This is a genomic window from Altererythrobacter sp. CAU 1778, from assembly GCF_054482795.1.
This window is the reverse complement of the sequence record NZ_JBTLRP010000001.1, coordinates 1,526,630-1,541,782: the sequence shown is the minus strand read 5'-3', so window position 1 is coordinate 1,541,782 and position 15,153 is coordinate 1,526,630. Positions and strand designations below refer to the sequence as shown.

Below are 15,153 nucleotides of genomic sequence, written 5' to 3'. Positions count from 1 at the left end.
CGTTCTCACGGACCTTACAGACGCGCGTTCCTAGTTTTGGCCCTGCTTGACCTACGAAGGATTGATTTCATGAGCACGTCCGCGCCCGGAACGTCACAGATCGAACGTTTGCTGGCCGTCATGGCGCGGTTGCGGGATCCGGTTTCGGGATGCGAATGGGATCTGGCGCAGGACTTCGCTTCGATCGCGCCATATACGATCGAGGAAGCCTACGAAGTCGCTGACGCCATCGAGCGACAGGACTGGTCCGAACTCCGTGAAGAACTCGGCGATCTCCTCCTCCAGGTCGCTTTTCACGCGCGGATGGCAGAAGAAACAAATCTTTTTGCATTCGAGGATGTTGCAAGAACTATCTCCGACAAGATGGAAGCCCGTCATCCGCATATCTTCGGCGATCAGGCCGGCCAGATGGACACGGCTCGCTGGGAACAACTCAAGGAGACGGAGCGCCACGCAAAAGGAGCTTCAAGTGCGCTTGATGGCGTGGCGCAGGCGCTCCCGGCTTTGATGCGGGCTGAAAAGTTGCAGAAGCGCGCCGCGCGTGTCGGTTTTGACTGGGGCGATACGGAAGGCCCGGCGGACAAGCTGCGCGAGGAAATGTCCGAACTGGCCGAGGCAGGCGAAAACGACCGAGCCGAAGAAGCCGGCGACCTGCTTTTCGCTGCGGTCAATCTGGTGCGTGCGCACGGAATTGCTCCGGAAGAAGCGCTCAGGAAAGCCAACGGCAAGTTCGAGCGGCGTTTTCGCGCGATGGAGGCGATTGCCGAGGGAGAGTTTCCACGCCTTTCGCTCGAAGAGCAGGAAGCCCTCTGGCAGCGCGTGAAGGCCACCGAAAAGGAGCGTTAGATCTGGAGCGCCGCGAACCGTCCGGCTTCCTTGGGCTTCAGGCGAACCTCGATTGCGATCTGCGGAGCGCCGGCATCGGCCGATGATGTCGTCTCGGAGATCACCTCGCCGTGTGCATGAAGCCAGGCAAGACGCGCGCCGTCCGACACGTCTAGGTCGAACTGATACAACTTGGCCTCGCGCGTCAGCACCGCGTCGATTGCATCGAGCAACCTGTCGACCCCCTCCCCCGTCCCCGCCGAGATCGCGACTGCGTTATCTACGTGGGCCGCCTTCTCGAACATCTCGTCCCGTACGTCGGGAGACATAAGATCGATCTTGTTCCACGCCTCAATGATCGGAATCGCCTCGTCAGCGCGGTCGGGATCGATCACGCCGAGGTCGGTGAGGATGCGCTCCACTTCTTCCTTCTGCTCGGCATTGCCGGGGTTGGCTATGTCGCGCACATGGACGATCACGTCGGCCCCGGTCACCTCTTCCAGCGTCGCCCGGAAGGCCGCGACCAGTTGCGTCGGCAGGTCGGAAATGAAGCCCACCGTGTCCGACAGGATCGCCTTCTCAACCCCGGGCAGTCGGATTGCCCGCATGGTGGGGTCGAGCGTTGCGAAGAGAAGGTCTTCCGCCATGACGTCGCCATCTGTCAGCCGATTGAAAAGCGTTGATTTTCCGGCGTTGGTGTAGCCAACCAACGCAATTACCGGCCATGGAGCCTTTTCACGCCGCTTGCGGTGCTGCGCTCGAGTCTTCCTGACCTGCTCCAGGTCCTTTCGGAGCCGCGCCATGCGTGTGCGGATCATTCGGCGGTCAGCTTCGATCTGCGTTTCGCCGGGACCGCCGAGGAAGCCGAAGCCGCCACGCTGCCGCTCGAGGTGGGTCCAGCTTCGCACAAGGCGGCTCTGCTGATAATCGAGGTGCGCGAGTTCGACTTGCAGGCGGCCTTCGGCTGTCGCAGCACGCTCCCCGAAGATTTCAAGGATGAGGCCGGTACGGTCGATCACCTTGCGCGCCAACCGGTCTTCCAGATTGCGCTGCTGGATCGGCGTGAGTGCGCCATCGACGACAACGAGATCGATCTCGTCCTGTTCGCAGGCGATCCGCACGCGTTCGACCTGCCCCTCACCGAACAGCAGGTTCGGGCGGATCTGGCGAACCGGGACGGTCTCCACCGTCAGGACTTCCAGCCCGATGGCAAGGGCGAGCCCCCTCGCCTCCTCCTCGCGTTCGGCTGCGGAGAAGGTGGTCGGATGCCCGCGAATGTCGGGGCACAGCAGGTAGGTGCGCGCGCCGCGCGTCACCTCATCCCGTTCGTCGTCGAGAAAACTCAGCTATCGTCGCCTTCGAAGCCGCCTTCGGTCAGGTCGACCGGATGGGCGGGCTGGATGGTAGACACGGCATGCTTGTACGCAAGCTGCACATAACCTTCCCGCTCCAGCAGAGTGCAGAAAAGGTCGTAGGCCGCGATCCGGCCCTGCAGCATAACGCCGTTCACCAGGAACATGGTCACCTGCACGTATTCCCTGCGAACGCTGGATAGGAACACGTCCTGCAACTGGCGCTTCTTCTTGCCGCCCGTATCGTCTGTGCCGAACTGGTCGGCATCCATCGGCGTGCTCGGCATGATGGTGCTGATCGCGTGCTTGTAGACGAGCTGCGATTGGCCGTCGCGGCGAAGCAAGATCGAGAAGTTGTCGAACCAGGTGACGATGCCCTGCAGCTTCACGCCTTTGACGAGAAACATCGTCACCGGCGTCTTGTTTTTCCGCAGCAGGTTCAGGAAACCGTCCTGGAGGTTCCGGTTTATCGCATCAGCCGCGACGGGCTTTTCAGTTGCTGCGGGCTTCGGCGTCGGGCGGGCGCGCAGGGTACCTTCGGGCATGACAAGCTCCTGTTCTTGTTGGCGAAAGGCGATGAAGCCTGTCGCGGTCTGGCCGGATTTTGCCGACCGTTGTCGTGCCAGTCGCGCGGAGTCCCGCTCGGCCAGCTAGTCCTTACTATCGCGCGAACGCTCTCCCATGCCAAGGAGTTTTAATTTCCGGTGCAATGCCGAACGTTCCATGCCGACGAATTTTGCGGTCTGCGAAATATTGCCGGAGAAACGGCGGATCTGAATACTGAGATACTCCCGCTCGAAGGATTCGCGCGCCTCGCGCAGCGGCACCCCCATCAGGGAAGCCATGCCGATATCCCCCGAAGTCGCTTCACCGCTGACTTCGGCAGGAAGCATATCCGCCTCGATCCGGGAAATCTTCTCCCGCGGGGCGAGGATGATGGTGCGCTCGATCACGTTGCGAAGCTGCCGGACGTTTCCGGGCCATTCGTATGCCTGCAGCGCGGCCATGACTTCCGGTGCGATTTCCGGCGGGGAAACCCCCTGTTCCAGCGCGTGACGTGAGAAGAAGTGTTCTGCCAGCGCGGGGATATCCTCGCGGCGCTGCGACAGCGGCGGTATTTCCACCGGCACGACATTGAGGCGGTAATAGAGGTCTTCGCGGAATCGCTTCTGTGCGATTTCCTCTTCCAGATCGCGCGAGCTGGACGAAACGACACGCACATCGACGCCGATTTCGCGGTTTCCCCCGACGCGCACGAAGCTCTGGTCTGTCAGGACACGCAGGATGCGGGCCTGTGTCGCTTCGGGCATATCCGCAACCTCGTCGAGAAACAGCGTGCCGCCATTGGCCGACTCCAGCATCCCTTGCTGGACCAGTTTGCCGTCCTCTTCCTTGCCGAAAAGTTCCAGCTCGAAATGTTCGCCGGAAATGCGCGCGGTGTTGACGGGCACGAAGGCCTGTTCGGCGCGATTGCTCCAGGCGTGCAGCAGGCGGGCGGCGACTTCCTTGCCCGATCCGGCGGGACCGTGGATCAGCACGCGGCTGCCGGTGGCCGCTACACGTTTCAATGTGGCCCGCACGTTATTGATAGCGGCAGAGTTGCCGGTGAAGCTTTCCGCCTGGGATTGGCCTTCGCGCAATTGCGCGTTCTCACGCCGCAGCCGCTCCGTTTCAGTCGCGCGATCGACGAGGTGGAGCAAGCGCTCCGCCTCGAACGGTTTTTCGATGAAGTCCATGGCGCCGCGACCCACGGCCGAGACGGCGGTGTCGATATTACCATGACCGGAGAATACGACCACCGGCAGCTTCGGCTCGCGCGCCTTGATGGCGTCGAGAACTTCGAGGCCATCCATCTTGCTGCCGTGCAACCAGACGTCGAGCAGCACCATGCTGGGCCGCCGTTCGTCGACCATCCGAAGCGCGGTCTCGCTGTCCCCTGCAGTGCGGCAGGTGTAGCCTTCGTCACTCAGCACGCCGGCGACCAGTTCGCGGATGTCCTGCTCATCGTCGACGACAAGGATTTCGAGCGCCATCAGCGTTTCTCCAACTTTCTTATGCCTGTCATTGCGTCAGCCTGCTCTTCCCGCCGGAGCAGTGTTCGACGGATCGCGATCGACGGTAAGAGTGACGATCGTGCCGCCGCCTTCCCGCGCTGCGAACGTCATTTCCCCGCCGTGTTCCTCGACGATCTTCTTCACGATCGCGAGGCCGAGCCCCGTGCCCTTCTCGCGCGTAGTTACATAGGGCTCGACCAGCCGCTCGCGATCCTGCGGCAGCCCGATACCGTTGTCTTCCACGATGATCCGTGCGTGATCTCCGGCGGTCTCGACCCGCAGACTGATCTTCCCCCGATAATCGATCCCGCTCTTTTGCGCCTGTGCTTCAACAGCTTCGGTGGCGTTCTTGAGTATATTCGTGAGCGCCTGTCCGATCTGGTGCCGATCGCAGGCGATCATCAGCGAGCCGTGATCGGTGGAAAAGCCGAACCCGATTTCCGACCGCGCGACTTCCTGCAGGAAGAGAGCCTGCTTGGCGAGGTCGACGAGGTCTTCGCTGCGGAACACTGGTTTTGGCAGGCGCGCAAAAGATGAGAATTCGTCCACCATCTTGCGCAGGTCGCGAACCTGCCGGATGATCGTGCTGGTCAGTTCCTCGAACAGTTCGCGGTCGTTTTCGATCTGCTTGGCGTAACGGCGGTTGAGCCGTTCCGTGGCGAGTTGGATTGGCGTCAGCGGGTTCTTGATCTCGTGCGCAATACGGCGCGCGACATCGGACCAGGCGGCCTGCCGCTGGTCGATGATCTGCCGGGTAATATCCTCGAAGGTAATGACGTTACCTTCGGCCGAAGGCGCGATCTTCACTGCGAGCGTTTTGAGGTCGCCGTCGCGCCCGTACTGGACGATATTGCTGGTTTCCCCGCTGCCGAGCATCTGGCCGATCGCGGGCGCGAGCGTATTCAGGTCGCCGCCGACCGCCCCGCCGTCCGGCGCATCGAGCAAGAGTTCCTGCGCCTTGCCGTTCATCAGCAGGATTTGTCCGTCGCGATCGGTGGTGATGATGCCGGAAGATACCGATTCCAGCACGGCTTCGATGAAATTGCGCCGTTCGTCGAGCTGACGGTTTGCACCGATAAGGTCGGAGGTCTGCTGCTCGATCCGTCCGGCCATGCGGTTGAAGGCACGGTTGACCAAGCCGATCTCGTCCGCCCCGGTACGTCCTTCCACCCGCATGGCAAAGTTGCCCGATCCGACTTGCCGTGCCGCGGAGACGAGCTCTGTCAGCGGTCGGACCTGCCGATCGGCAAAACGCAAGGCGAACCAGACCGCTGCGGCCACGAGGGCGAGCGCGGCGAAAAGCATTCCGAGGTTGAGCCGGAGCTGCATGACGCGCGCGCGTTCGATCAGGCTGTCGTATTCCTGCACGACCGTTCGCGCACGGTCGTACTGGCTGAGAGCGAGCGCATCGGAATTGCGCGCAGCGTAGAGAAACAGTCCGGCGTCCCGATCAATCGGCGTGATTGCCTCCAGCCGTTCCGCCGAGGAGGTGATGACGACGGTCGTCCCGCGGTCGATCTTCGCCACGTCGTCCAGCGTCATGCGCGGACGCTCGATATCCTCGTCTGGATCGACGATCGCCGCGACGGAAAGCGCCCCGTTCGGTTCGAGCCGGATGATGGCGGATTCGTTCATCTCGCGGCCCAGTACCTGGAGGGAATAACCCTCGGCGAACTGGTCGCTCAGAATGGTATCCTGCTCCAGATAATAGCGCAGGTCACCCGCCATCGCGAGGACCTGGTTCTGGATATCACGCTGATTTTCTTCGTAATACCCCCGTGCAAGCTGGTTCGCGTTTTCCATCAGGCTGCGGGAACGGTCGGAAAACCAGAACTCAATCGCGGACTGGAACAGGAATGATGCGAAGATGGCTACGATCACGGTCGGTATCGCGGCGACGAGCGAGAAGAAGAACACCAGTCGCACGTGGAGCCGCGCCGTGCTGCCCGCCGCCCGGCGGAGCGCAATGCGGCGTCCGATCAACACGATGAGCGTCAGCGCGGGCAACAACGTCCCGACGAGCAAGGTGGCTGCACGTTCCGCCGGAAACAGCCGGTTGCTTTCCGTCTGGCCTGAGAAGGCGGTGATCGTGAGGACGATCATGACGCATAACGAGATCGTGGCGATGAGCTCAAGCAGGAGGTAGACGTTCATCCGGCGTGAGCCGACGACCACACGTCGCCACCAGCGCGGGGTCGAACCCCTTACCCGATATACCTCACTCGCCATTCTGTTGCGATAAGACGACACTGTTGCAGATTTGCAAGGGGGATTGCGGTGTTTTGCGCTAGATTCGCTCCGGCTCGATGCCGAGGTCAGTCAGCCGCTTACGCAAGGTGTTGCGATTGATGCCCAGCCGCCGCGCCGCCTGTAGCTGGTTGCCGCCGGTTTCCTGCAGGATCGCTTCGAAAAGCGGGCGCTCGAATTCGGCCAAAGCCGAGTGGTAGATCGCACCGGGGGCAGGCTCGGCCTGTCTCAGCCAGCTGGTGACTGCCTGCCGCATATCCGCCCAGCCCTCTGGCTGGCCGACGGAACCCGCACCATCGTCCCGTGTCAGCGCCTCGTCCACCGCTTCACTCGCGATGGTTTCGTCGCGAGCCATGACGGCCAGGCGATAGACGACGTTCTTCAGCTCTCGCACGTTCCCGCGCCAGGCGCCTGCCGACAGCTTTGCTATGGCGGCGTCGGAAAAGCGCCGGGCCGGTAGCCCCTCTCCCGCGGCGAGGGCCAGGAAGTGGCGCGCAAGGGCCGGAATATCCTCCCGCCGTTCGCGCAGCGGAGGCAACAGTATGGGAACGACATTCAGCCGGTAGAACAGGTCTTCGCGGAAACGCCCCTCCGCGATCATCGGCAGCAAATCCTTGTTGGTTGCCGCCACGATACGGACATCGACGGCAATCTCGCTCGTTCCGCCGACGCGCCGTATCTTGCCCGATTGCAGGGTTCGCAGCAGGCGTGTCTGTGCTTCCATCGGCATGTCGCCGATTTCGTCGAGGAAAAGCGTCCCACCGCTCGCCAATTCGAACTTCCCGATGCTGCGGCTGACAGCTCCGGTGAAAGCGCCTTTTTCGTGTCCGAAGAGCTCGCTCTCAATGAGGTCGGCTGGAATGGCTGCCGTGTTGACGGCCACGAAGGGGCCGGACTTGCGATGGCCGAGCTGGTGTATCGCCTCGGCTACCAGTTCCTTCCCCGTACCCGATTCTCCCAAGACAAGCACGGTCAGGTCGTTGGCGAGCACGCGCGCGATCAGGCGGAATACGCCTTGCATGGCCTGGCTGCGGCCGACCAGCGGCATTGCATCGGTTTGCTCGGCTGACGAGGCGGTGACAGACGTCTTGCGCGCTGCGGCCTGCCGGGTCGCCGACACCAGTTCGTCGAGATCGAACGGCTTCGGGAAATATTCGAAGGCGCCCGTTTCGCTGGCGCGTACCGCCGTATCGAGCGTATTTTGTGCCGACAGAATGATGATCGGCAGGTCCGGATGATCGCGAACGAGCTGGGGCAAGGTCGCGATGCCATCGCCGTCCTTCAGGACGACATCTGTCAGCAGAACGTCGTAGCTGTTGATGGCCACCAGTTCGTCGCGGCCCGCGGTCGTGTCGCACTGGTCGATGGAGTACCCTTCCTCCTCCAGTGCCGCGGTGATGACGGTGGCGATCGAGGCGTCATCTTCTACCAGCAGGATTCTTGCGCTCACGCTGTGACTTTCTCGATCGGGGCCATCGGGAGATGGACGTGAAAATGGGTAAGGCCGTGCGACTTGTCGCGCTGGCAAGTGATGCGGCCTTCCATGTCGAGCACCAGTTTGCGCACCAGGGCGAGGCCAAGGCCCTGCCCCTGCGACTTCGTGCTGACGAAGGGTTCGAAGATGCGTTCCTGCAGGTGCGTTGGAATGCCCGGCCCGTTGTCGCTCACGATGAGTTCTATGGGCAGGCGGACGTTTCGCCCCGGACGGATGGCATTGAAAAATCGCCCGCTGACGAAGCGCGTGGTTACGGTGATGGCCGCATCGTCGCGGTCCTGCAGAACGTCGCGCGCATTGGAAAGGAGGTTGATCAGCACCTGCTCCAATGCCTCGCGATTGCCCATGACGTCGGGCAGCGACGGGTCGAACTCTTCCGCCACAGGGGGAAAGGGCGCCTCCCCGTGCTGCAACGTGGTCAGCGCATTTCGCACGGCCTCGTGCAGGTTGAAGGCTTCGCGCGGGGCGCTCGTCGCGCTGCCGAGCGTCTGCATTCGGTCGATGAGTGAGGCGATACGGTCCGCTTCCCCACTGATGAGCTGGGCGAGATCCTTCTCCTTGTCCTCGCAGCGGCGGGCCAGGAGCTGCGCTGCGCCTTTTATCGCCGCAAGCGGGTTCTTGATCTCGTGGGCGAGGATTGCCGGAGCGCCTGCCGAATGCGCTTCGTCATGTTGCGAAGCCATGCTCTCCTGCCCAGCGTCCGAAAGCGTGATTACGCGCCAGCCGCCGAATTGCGTCAGGGGAGAGACGGTCATGTTCACGCGCCCGTCGCCCTCGCCAAGCCGCAGCGTGAGGCCACGTGCGACGATCGGGGTGGCGGCATCGTCGAGCAATCGCAGAACGCGCTCGTCCTCCACCCGCACCACGTCGGTCAGGGATCGCCCGACCATCCGTTTGGCGCTGAAACCGAGCATATTCTCCGCCGCTGCATTCGCCTCATGGACCTCGCCCGCCGGATCGACGAGCAACGCGGCAAAGACCAGCCCCGCGATCTGCGCTCTCGCATCCGGGGCCGACATGATCTCGCTCACGCTGCCGAGCGGTGGAGAAACGGGGTGTAGAAGCGCTCGATCTCGCCCAGCACCTGCTTCGGATCGTCGATGAAATTGGCGTGATTGCGGAACTCGGCGGAGCCGTGCATTCCCTTGGTATACCAGCCGAGGTGCTTGCGGGCGATCTTCACGCCGACATTCTCGCCGTAATGGTCGAGCATGGACGCATAGTGTTCGACAAGGACGTCGTACTGTTCGTCGAAACCGGGGCTGGCAAACATTTGCCCCGTGCGCCACCAGTGCATCACCTGGCCGAGCAGCCACGGCTTGCCGTAGGCGCCGCGCCCGATCATCAGCCCATCCGCGCCCGATTGATCAAGCGCATTCGCCGCATCCTCGATAGTGCAGATGTCGCCATTGACGATCACCGGGATCGAGACCGCATCCTTGACCTTGCGGACGAAGCGCCAGTCGGCGCTGCCCTTGTACATCTGGTTGCGCGTGCGAGCGTGAACGGTGACCAGCTTGACGCCGAGATCTTCTGCAATGCGGGCGAGCTCGGGTGCGTTGAGGTCGCCGTGGTCCCAACCCATCCGCATCTTCACCGTGACCGGCACCTTCACGGCCTTCACCGTGGCCTCCATAAGCCTTGTCGCGAGCGGCACTTCGCGCATGAGGGCGGAGCCGGCAAGCTGGCCGACGACCTTGCGGACTGGACAGCCGAAATTGATGTCGATGATCGCTGCGCCGTTGCCCTCCTGCAACTTCGCCGCTTCCGCCATCGAAACAGGGTCGCAGCCGACGAGTTGCATCGAGACCGGCTCTTCGATCGGATCCCACGCCGCCTTCTGGATCGACTGGCGCGTGTCGCGGATCGCAGCTTCGCTGGCGATCATCTCCGTCACGTTGAGGCCCGACCCGTAACGACGGACCAGCCGCCGGAACGGCAGGTCGGTAACGCCTGTCATCGGCGCAAGCACGACCGGGCAGGCGATGTTGACATCGCCGACCTGGATGGGAGCCACAGGCGGTGGAGGAGGAAGTTCGGACATATCTGCTGGACTGCTTAAAATTTGGGCAGCCTGTAGTGGATTGCGAGCGCGCCCGCAAGCGGCTAGCCGCGCGGGAGTTTATGTCCGCCCCCGCCCTTCTCTCTCCGTTTTGCGTTGTCGTGGTTGCCGCAGGGGCAGGCCTTCGCGCGGGTCAAGCTGTGCCGAAGCAATTTGCGTCCTATCGTGGGCAACCGCTCGTCAGGCATAGCGTCGCTGCATTCGAGCGGTTGGGGGCGGAGAGGATCGTGGTTGTCATTCCCTCCGGTGCGCAAACGGAAGCGGCAGATGCGCTCGCGGGGATTGCGAACGTGACTTTCGTAACCGGCGGGCCGACACGGCAGTCCTCGGTCGCCAATGGACTTGCGGCGCTGGGCGAGGCCAAATTCGTCCTCATCCACGACGCAGCGCGGCCGGTCGTTACGGCAGAAGTGGTCGAGCGTTTGCTTGGTGCCCTGGCGGACGCGGATGGGGCGATCCCCGCCCTTCCCCTCGTCGACAGCATCGCGGTCGCAGACGGCACGCGAATGGCCGGTCAGGCGGATCGCGACAACCTGAAGCGTGTGCAGACGCCGCAGGCCTTTCGTTACGACGCCATCCTCGCCGCGCACGAGGCCTGGCAAGGCGAGCTCACAGCGGCCGACGATGCGCAGGTTCTCATGGCGAACGGCGGGACGGTAACCCTGGTACCCGGCGATGAAAGCATGGCGAAAGTTACATTCGCGGAGGATTTTGTGAACGCGTCACCATTCCGGGTCGGGACCGGCCACGATGTCCACCGCCTTGCCGATGGCGAGGAACTGTGGCTCTGCGGCGTGAAGATCGAACATGACCGCGGTCTGGCAGGCCACAGCGATGCCGATGTCGGCCTCCATGCTGTGGTGGACGCGATCCTCGGCGCAGCGGCACTGGGCGATATCGGACAGCATTTTCCGCCAAGCGATGCGCGCTGGAAGGGCGCAGCGTCCGGCCAGTTCGTAGAGCACGCCGTGAAGCTCGCCGACGAAGCCGGTTATGCTGTCGGTAATGTTGACCTCACTATCGTATGCGAAGCGCCGAAGATCGGTCCGCACCGCGATGCGATGCGCGAACGGCTCGCGGGACTGCTTGGAGTGGATGTCTCGCGCGTCAGCGTGAAGGCGACCACGACCGAGCGGCTCGGCTTCATCGGGCGCGGCGAAGGAATAGAAGCACGGGCCGTGGCCCTGCTTCAGGCAAAGGATTGAGCATTTGACCCGTCGAACGAAAATTGCCGCCGCGACCGCTGCGCTGGTCGCCATGACCGCCGCCAACACGGCCGCCGCACAGAGCAACTGCCTGACCGAGCGCGAAGTCGCGCACTCGATGATCTACGCAGCGCCTTCCGCCATCGAAGCGGCGCAGAACACTTGCGCGCCCCGACTGTCGAAATCCGGATTTCTCGCCACCGGCGCCAATAGCATGAAGAGCCGCTACGCTGACCTCACGGAAGAAGTTTGGCCAAATGCAAAAGCCGCGATGCTGAAGCTCGGAAGCAAGCGAAGCGAGGGCCAGCAGATTGCCGGCATGATGTCGCAAATGCCCGACGAGGCCGTTCGCCCCTTCGTCGATGCCATGCTGCTTCAGATGATCGCCAAGGAAATCCAGCCGAATCATTGCGCCAATATCGAGCGTGGCCTGTCGCTGGTGAACAAGCTCCAGCCGCGCGACGCGGGCGCCCTAATCGGTTTCGTGTTCAATATCGCGGGCACGCGCGGTCAGGCAATCTGTGCTACCGAGACCAAATGACTCGCGATCTCCTGCCTCCTGAAATCATCGACCTCGCCAGGTGCGTGGTGGAAGAAAACCGCGCCGCCGGGCGCAAGATCGTGCTTGCGGAGAGCTGCACCGGCGGCCTCGTCGCGGCTGCGCTGACGGAGATTGCGGGCAGTTCGGCCGTGCTAGATCGCGGTTTCGTGACCTATTCCAACAGTGCCAAGCGCGACGAACTCGGGGTGAAGGATGACATCATCGACACGTTCGGTGCGGTCTCCATCGCGTGCGTTTACGCCATGGCGCAGGGCGCGCTGAAACAGGCTCCCGATGCCGATGTGGCGGTGGCGATCAGCGGCGTGGCCGGTCCGGATGGCGGGACGGACCAGAAGCCGGTCGGCACGGTCGTATTTGCGAAAGCCGTTCGCGGCGAGGAAGAGCCGTTGGCGGAACTCAAGCTGTTCGAGGAGAACGACCGCGCGGGCGTCCGGTTTCAGGCGACGCTCTGCGCGCTCGAACTGCTGTTGCCGTAAAGCTCTGCCGCGCGAGCCTCGAAGGCGCTCATCATCTTGCGGAAGGCGCGGTCGAAATACTGGCCGGCGAGCGCTTCGAACATCCTGTTGCGGAAGGTGAAGTCGACGCGAAAGTCGATCTCGCAACCGCCGTCGTCCAGAGGACGAAACTCCCAGACATTGTCGAGATCACGCATCGGGCCATCGACATACTGGACTTCGATGAATTCCGGTCGCCGCTTGATGACGCGCGAAGTGAACTTTTCCCGGATCGCCTTGAACCCGACCAGCATGTCGGCGGTCATTTCCGTGTCGCTGTCTTCGCGCACCCGCGTGGCGATGACCCACGGCAGAAACTCGCCATAGCTGTCGACGTCAGCGACGAGGTCGAACATCTGCTCGCAGCTGTAGGGCAGCTGACGGGTCTCGTGAATTCCGGGCATCAGGCGTTCTGGCGGGCCAGCTTCACTTCGCGCGCGGCGCGCATTTGCGCGAAGTCGTCTCCAGCGTGATAGCTGGATCGGGTAAGCGGGCTGGAGGCGACTTGCAGGAAGCCCTTGGCCCGCGCGATGGCCCCGTAGGCGTCGAATGCCTTGGGGGTGACGAATTCATCCACCTTCGCGTGCCTCTGCGTCGGCTGGAGATACTGGCCCATCGTGATGAAATCGACGTCGGCGCAGCGCATGTCGTCCATCACCTGGTGAACTTCCAGCCGCTGCTCTCCCAGGCCCAGCATGATGCCAGACTTGGTGAAGATCATCGGGTTGTGGCGCTTGACCTCTTCCAGCAACCGCAGCGAGGCATAATAGCGCGCGCCGGGGCGAATGGTGGGATAAAGACGCGGCACGGTTTCCAGGTTGTGATTGTAGACGTCCGGCCCCGCCGCGACGATCGCTTCGACCGCCGGGCGCATCTTGCCCCGGAAGTCGGGCGTGAGAATCTCGATGGTGGTGTTCGGCGTGTTGCGGCGCAGCGCCTCGATCACCTTTACGAACTGCCCCGCCCCGCCGTCGGGAAGATCGTCCCGATCGACGCTGGTGATGACGATGTGTTCCAGCCCCATCTTGGCGGCGGCGACGGCGGTATTCTCCGGCTCCATCGGGTCGACCATGCGCGGCATCCCCGTCTTCACGTTGCAGAACGCGCAGGCGCGGGTGCAGACGTCGCCGAGGATCATCACGGTTGCGTGTTTCTTGGTCCAGCACTCTCCGATATTCGGACAGGCCGCCTCTTCGCACACCGTATTGAGGTTGAGATCGCGCATCAGCCGGCGCGTTTCGGCATAGCCTTCGCTGGTCGGCGCTTTCACGCGGATCCAGTCGGGCTTCTTGAGCCGCTGAGGACGTTCGCCTTCGGTCGCAATAGCCGTCATGTCATTCATGCCGCTCCACTTAGTGACAGGGCTTGCCAGACGCAATGCCGCGCGGCATCTGCCCGCGCATGGCAAACACACCCACGATCGATCTCGCCCGCCTCGTCGAAGGTTACCGCCGGTTCCGTAATCAGGACTGGGACATGCGGCGCGAACGCTGGGCTGCGCTGGGTACGGGGCAAGAACCGCGGGTGATGGTCATTTCCTGCTCGGACAGCCGTGTCGATCCTGCACAGATCTTCGACGCCGATCCCGGCGAGCTGTTCGTGGTCCGGAATGTCGCAGCCATGGTTCCGCCCTACGAAACGACGCCCGGCCTTCACGGTGTGTCTGCCGCGTTGGAATTTGCTGTGCAATTCCTGAGAGTGCGCGAAATCATCGTGATGGGTCATGGCCTGTGCGGCGGCTGCAAGGCTGCGTTGACGCAGGATTTGCACGGACAGGCGCCGGGCGAAGGCGGCTTTGTCGCCAGCTGGATCGGGATGCTCGACCATGTGCGCGATCCGATCGCAGCTGAATTCGGCACGCAGGGGCGCGAAGCCGAGCGCGCGATGGAACAGGCCGCCGTGCGCGAAAGCCTGAAGAACCTTCGGTCATTTCCCTATGTGCAGGAGAAGGAGTCGCTCGGCGAACTCAAGCTGCGCGGCTCGTTCTTCGCGATCTCGGACGGCGTGCTCCACTTGCTCGACGAGGAAAGCGACGACTTCCTGCCGGTCGAGTGACTTGCGCCCCCGCACCAACGCGACCATGTAGCGGCACATGCCCGAAGCCGAACTCAAGAACATCGCCCTGCTGATTGACGCGGACAACACCTCTCCCAAGGGGATCGACCCCGTGCTGACGGTCATGGCCGAACTGGGGCAGGTGAACATCAAGCGCGCCTACGGGAACTTTGCGAAGAACAACCTCGCGCGCTGGGACACCATCACTCACAAGTACGGCATTCGTCCGCAGCAGCAGTTCGACCTTACCGCGGGCAAGAATGCAACCGACATGGCAATGACGATCGATGCCATTGACCTGCTTTATCAGGGCAAGGTCGATGGGTTCGGCATCATGTCGTCGGACAGCGACTTCACCCCGCTGGTCACCCGGCTACGGCAGGACGGGCTCATCGTCTACGGCTTCGGCAGCACGTCCAAGACCCCGGCAGCGTTCAAGAGCGCCTGCACCCGTTTCATCGACATCGACGCGCTGATCAAGGGTGCGTCTGACGATGCGGATACGCCAAGCAAGTCGAGCGCGAACGGCAAGGGCGCGATCGATGAGGAATTGGTCGAATTGCTCGGCACCGCATGGAAAGCGGCGAAGCGCGACGATGATGGATACGCGCAGATGGGCGAAGTCGGCCAGATTGCGGGCAACCGTTCCAGCTTCGATATTCGCAACTACGGCTTCAAGCGCCTGATCGACCTGTTCGACGCGATCGACCAGTTCAAGGTCGAACGGCGCGACAATACGATCTGGGTCAAGCGCCTGCGCTGATAAACGTTACGAGCTGATGCGCAACGAAAAGGGCGCGGA

At 62.7% G+C, this 15,153-nt stretch carries 15 protein-coding genes; 6 read left to right on the top strand and 9 right to left on the bottom strand.

Annotated elements, in window-relative coordinates; genetic code table 11:
- Nucleotides 1-69: 69 nt before the first annotated feature.
- Complete coding sequence (mazG, locus tag ACXYN8_RS07295; RefSeq protein WP_458888679.1) at nt 70-846, top strand: nucleoside triphosphate pyrophosphohydrolase; 777 nt, start codon at nt 70-72, stop codon at nt 844-846.
- On the opposite strand, the gene hflX is transcribed toward mazG, so the two are convergent.
- From hflX to dusB, 7 genes are all read right to left on the bottom strand, one after another.
- On the bottom strand, nt 843-2,141 hold the full coding sequence (hflX, locus tag ACXYN8_RS07290) for a GTPase HflX (RefSeq protein WP_458888678.1): 1,299 nt from the start codon (nt 2,139-2,141) through the stop codon (nt 843-845). The two genes, mazG and hflX, sit on opposite strands and share 4 nt — an antisense overlap.
- Before the next feature lie 26 nt (nt 2,142-2,167).
- Entirely contained in the window at nt 2,168-2,722 is a 555-nt protein-coding gene (hfq, locus tag ACXYN8_RS07285) for an RNA chaperone Hfq (protein ID WP_458888677.1), read from the bottom strand.
- A gap of 105 nt (nt 2,723-2,827) precedes the next feature.
- Nucleotides 2,828-4,210 carry a nitrogen assimilation response regulator NtrX gene (gene ntrX, locus ACXYN8_RS07280; protein WP_458888676.1) on the bottom strand — a complete coding sequence of 461 codons (1,383 nt, stop codon included), beginning with the start codon at nt 4,208-4,210 and terminating at the stop codon, nt 2,828-2,830.
- 36 nt (nt 4,211-4,246) lie between these two features.
- Nucleotides 4,247-6,385 (bottom strand): sensor histidine kinase, encoded by a 2,139-nt coding sequence (locus ACXYN8_RS07275; RefSeq protein WP_458888675.1) that lies wholly within the window; start codon nt 6,383-6,385, stop codon nt 4,247-4,249.
- A 133-nt stretch (nt 6,386-6,518) separates the two neighbouring features.
- The gene (gene ntrC / locus ACXYN8_RS07270) at nt 6,519-7,928 is read right to left on the bottom strand and encodes a nitrogen regulation protein NR(I) (protein ID WP_458888674.1); all 1,410 of its coding nucleotides are present in this window, start codon (nt 7,926-7,928) and stop codon (nt 6,519-6,521) included.
- Nucleotides 7,925-9,004 (bottom strand): two-component system sensor histidine kinase NtrB, encoded by a 1,080-nt coding sequence (locus ACXYN8_RS07265; RefSeq protein WP_458888673.1) that lies wholly within the window; start codon nt 9,002-9,004, stop codon nt 7,925-7,927. The genes ntrC and ACXYN8_RS07265 overlap by 4 nt, the downstream gene beginning before the upstream one ends.
- A complete protein-coding gene (dusB, locus tag ACXYN8_RS07260; RefSeq protein WP_458888672.1) occupies nt 9,001-10,017 on the bottom strand; it encodes a tRNA dihydrouridine synthase DusB in 1,017 nt (338 codons plus the stop codon). The genes ACXYN8_RS07265 and dusB overlap by 4 nt, the downstream gene beginning before the upstream one ends.
- Before the next feature lie 80 nt (nt 10,018-10,097).
- Between dusB and ACXYN8_RS07255 the strand changes: the two genes are divergently transcribed.
- Genes ACXYN8_RS07255 through ACXYN8_RS07245 form a run of 3 tightly spaced genes read left to right on the top strand, consistent with a single transcriptional unit; the run spans nt 10,098 to nt 12,278 of the window.
- Complete coding sequence (locus tag ACXYN8_RS07255; RefSeq protein WP_458888671.1) at nt 10,098-11,240, top strand: bifunctional 2-C-methyl-D-erythritol 4-phosphate cytidylyltransferase/2-C-methyl-D-erythritol 2,4-cyclodiphosphate synthase; 1,143 nt, start codon at nt 10,098-10,100, stop codon at nt 11,238-11,240.
- Nucleotides 11,241-11,244: 4 nt separating this feature from the next.
- Entirely contained in the window at nt 11,245-11,781 is a 537-nt protein-coding gene (locus ACXYN8_RS07250) for a hypothetical protein (RefSeq protein WP_458888670.1), read from the top strand.
- On the top strand, nt 11,778-12,278 hold the full coding sequence (locus ACXYN8_RS07245) for a CinA family protein (RefSeq protein WP_458888669.1): 501 nt from the start codon (nt 11,778-11,780) through the stop codon (nt 12,276-12,278). The genes ACXYN8_RS07250 and ACXYN8_RS07245 overlap by 4 nt, the downstream gene beginning before the upstream one ends.
- On the opposite strand, the gene ACXYN8_RS07240 is transcribed toward ACXYN8_RS07245, so the two are convergent.
- Together ACXYN8_RS07240 and lipA are read right to left on the bottom strand one after the other, a co-directional pair.
- The gene (locus tag ACXYN8_RS07240) at nt 12,239-12,700 is read right to left on the bottom strand and encodes a type II toxin-antitoxin system RatA family toxin (protein ID WP_458888668.1); all 462 of its coding nucleotides are present in this window, start codon (nt 12,698-12,700) and stop codon (nt 12,239-12,241) included. The two genes, ACXYN8_RS07245 and ACXYN8_RS07240, sit on opposite strands and share 40 nt — an antisense overlap.
- Nucleotides 12,700-13,638, bottom strand: a complete 939-nt coding sequence (gene lipA, locus ACXYN8_RS07235; protein ID WP_458888667.1) for a lipoyl synthase — start codon at nt 13,636-13,638, stop codon at nt 12,700-12,702. The genes ACXYN8_RS07240 and lipA overlap by 1 nt, the downstream gene beginning before the upstream one ends.
- Before the next feature lie 59 nt (nt 13,639-13,697).
- Here lipA and ACXYN8_RS07230 point away from each other — a divergent pair, with 59 nt between their 5' ends.
- Together ACXYN8_RS07230 and ACXYN8_RS07225 are read left to right on the top strand one after the other, a co-directional pair.
- Nucleotides 13,698-14,351, top strand: a complete 654-nt coding sequence (locus ACXYN8_RS07230) for a carbonic anhydrase (protein ID WP_458888666.1) — start codon at nt 13,698-13,700, stop codon at nt 14,349-14,351.
- A 37-nt stretch (nt 14,352-14,388) separates the two neighbouring features.
- Complete coding sequence (locus ACXYN8_RS07225) at nt 14,389-15,114, top strand: NYN domain-containing protein (RefSeq protein ID WP_458888665.1); 726 nt, start codon at nt 14,389-14,391, stop codon at nt 15,112-15,114.
- The last annotated feature ends 39 nt before the right edge of the window (nt 15,115-15,153 follow it).